This is a genomic window from Streptomyces sp. sk2.1 (assembly GCF_008120935.1).
Lineage (GTDB): Bacteria > Actinomycetota > Actinomycetes > Streptomycetales > Streptomycetaceae > Streptomyces.
In genome coordinates this window covers 1-1325 of the sequence record NZ_RDBO01000267.1, presented here as the reverse complement: position 1 = coordinate 1325, position 1325 = coordinate 1, and the positions used below count along the sequence as shown (strand labels likewise).

Genomic DNA, 1325 nt, shown 5'->3' with positions numbered 1-1325 from the left:
CCGCGGCCCCGCCCCCCCACTCCCGCTCCCGCTCGCCGCGTCCGCCGGGGCCGCGCCCGGTCAGCGCTGCCGGATGCGTCCGGTGTAGATGTCGCGGTCGTCCGGCAGCCGTACGGAGACCGGCGCCCCGAACCCGTACAGCAGTGTGGTCGACACCACTTCCACCGCGGGGCCCTCGCCGGCGAAGCCGAACCGGTGGCGCACCTTGCGCAGCCGCCCCTGGTCGTCGAGGTACGCGTCGAACCGCACGGTGTCCCTGCGGAACCCTTTCGCCGCCGCCCGCAGCGCCCCGCGCGACTCCGGCGCGGCCTCCCGCGCCGCCCGCCCGAGGTCCGTCGTCCCCCGGTAGTGCCGCACGGGCACCCCGTCGAGCACGGTCCTGCCCACGTACGTCACCCGGTCCGCCCCGCGCAGCAGTTCGGCGGCGGCCATCGGGTCGGTCGCCCCGCCGGTGACGAGATTGCCGTCCGCCAGGGTCGTGGTGTCGACCCTGACCCACTTGTCGGCGGGCACCCCGGCGCCGCGGTTCATCATGTAGAGGGCGCCGGGGGCCAGCAGTTCGGTGACCGGGCGGCGCTCGTCGGCACCGGCGGCGCCCTCGGGCAGCACGACCGTGAGCCGGCCCGTGCGGTGGCGGAAGTCGTACACCCCCCGGCCCCGGATCGTCACCCGCGTACCGCCCGCCGCGGTCTCCATCGTCGTGCGCACCTCGGCGCTCCCGGCGGCTCCCGGACCGGCGGCGGCCCCGGACATGACCGCCGTACCGGTGCCGGTCACCGTGCCCGCGAGCACCGCGGCCGCGCGGTGCACCGCGTCGAGGGAGTCGGCCCCGCCCCGCTCGTCGGCCACGGCCCGGTCGCCGCCACCGCCGCCCGAGCACCCGCCGGTCGCCGCCATCACGCCCGCCACGGCAAGGGCGCAGACGGCCCGCGCACCACCCTTGGACCTGTGCTGCCGCACCAGCATCGCCTGCCAACTCCCAACGATGTAACGCCTGCCCGAGAGGCTCGTTCGTTCCGGATTAACGACGGCCCGTGTCCCCCGTCACGCCGTTCCCACGGGCCTCACCTCAGGGGGCCACGACCAGTACCGTGGACGGGTGTACGACCGACACGCCGATGAGGTCCCCCCGCTTCCCCCCGCCCCCGTCGCGCACGAACCGACGACGGTGGAACGCGGCTCCTTCTGCACCGCCCGCTGCGGCTGCGGCTGGTACGGCCCGGCCCGTCGCTCCAGGGACCGTGCCCGCGCGGACGCCACGGAGCACCTGGCGGCCCCCTGACCCGCCCCCTTTTCCCGTCCTTTCCTTCCTCCCGTCCCCGGCT

The 1325-nt window shown here is 76.4% G+C and carries 2 protein-coding genes; one reads left to right on the top strand and one right to left on the bottom strand.

The annotated features are described in order from the left end of the window. Positions 1-60 precede the first annotated feature (60 nt). Positions 61-966: a hypothetical protein gene (locus EAO76_RS43535; protein ID WP_148841718.1), complete on the bottom strand. Its 906-nt coding sequence runs from the start codon at positions 964-966 to the stop codon at positions 61-63. Between the two features lie 133 nt (positions 967-1099). Between EAO76_RS43535 and EAO76_RS43530 the strand changes: the two genes are divergently transcribed. Then, on the top strand, positions 1100-1282 hold the full coding sequence (locus EAO76_RS43530; protein ID WP_148841717.1) for a hypothetical protein: 183 nt from the start codon (positions 1100-1102) through the stop codon (positions 1280-1282). Positions 1283-1325: the final 43 nt, after the last annotated feature.